The sequence below is a fragment of the Lactiplantibacillus sp. 3062 genome (genome assembly GCF_055413545.1).
Map to the genome: position 1 here is coordinate 1 of NZ_JBVAYE010000025.1, position 1,373 is coordinate 1,373.

The following is a 1,373-nucleotide window of genomic DNA, read 5'->3' on the forward strand; positions in this document are numbered from 1 at the left end:
TTGAAAGATGGCTTCGGCTATCACTTTTGGATGGTCCCGCGGCGTATTAGCTAGATGGTGGGGTAACGGCTCACCATGGCAATGATACGTAGCCGACCTGAGAGGGTAATCGGCCACATTGGGACTGAGACACGGCCCAAACTCCTACGGGAGGCAGCAGTAGGGAATCTTCCACAATGGACGAAAGTCTGATGGAGCAACGCCGCGTGAGTGAAGAAGGGTTTCGGCTCGTAAAACTCTGTTGTTAAAGAAGAACATATCTGAGAGTAACTGTTCAGGTATTGACGGTATTTAACCAGAAAGCCACGGCTAACTACGTGCCAGCAGCCGCGGTAATACGTAGGTGGCAAGCGTTGTCCGGATTTATTGGGCGTAAAGCGAGCGCAGGCGGTTTTTTAAGTCTGATGTGAAAGCCTTCGGCTCAACCGAAGAAGTGCATCGGAAACTGGGAAACTTGAGTGCAGAAGAGGACAGTGGAACTCCATGTGTAGCGGTGAAATGCGTAGATATATGGAAGAACACCAGTGGCGAAGGCGGCTGTCTGGTCTGTAACTGACGCTGAGGCTCGAAAGTATGGGTAGCAAACAGGATTAGATACCCTGGTAGTCCATACCGTAAACGATGAATGCTAAGTGTTGGAGGGTTTCCGCCCTTCAGTGCTGCAGCTAACGCATTAAGCATTCCGCCTGGGGAGTACGGCCGCAAGGCTGAAACTCAAAGGAATTGACGGGGGCCCGCACAAGCGGTGGAGCATGTGGTTTAATTCGAAGCTACGCGAAGAACCTTACCAGGTCTTGACATACTATGCAAATCTAAGAGATTAGACGTTCCCTTCGGGGACATGGATACAGGTGGTGCATGGTTGTCGTCAGCTCGTGTCGTGAGATGTTGGGTTAAGTCCCGCAACGAGCGCAACCCTTATTATCAGTTGCCAGCATTAAGTTGGGCACTCTGGTGAGACTGCCGGTGACAAACCGGAGGAAGGTGGGGATGACGTCAAATCATCATGCCCCTTATGACCTGGGCTACACACGTGCTACAATGGATGGTACAACGAGTTGCGAACTCGCGAGAGTAAGCTAATCTCTTAAAGCCATTCTCAGTTCGGATTGTAGGCTGCAACTCGCCTACATGAAGTCGGAATCGCTAGTAATCGCGGATCAGCATGCCGCGGTGAATACGTTCCCGGGCCTTGTACACACCGCCCGTCACACCATGAGAGTTTGTAACACCCAAAGTCGGTGGGGTAACCTTTTAGGAACCAGCCGCCTAAGGTGGGACAGATGATTAGGGTGAAGTCGTAACAAGGTAGCCGTAGGAGAACCTGCGGCTGGATCACCTCCTTTCTAAGGAATATTACGGAAACCTACACA

Annotated in this window: 1 rRNA gene; it reads left to right on the plus strand. The window is 51.3% G+C overall.

What is annotated here, in order from left to right:
* Positions 1-1,346, plus strand: a 16S ribosomal RNA gene (locus ACWQAU_RS15150); the annotation flags it as partial.
* Positions 1,347-1,373 lie beyond the last annotated feature (27 nt).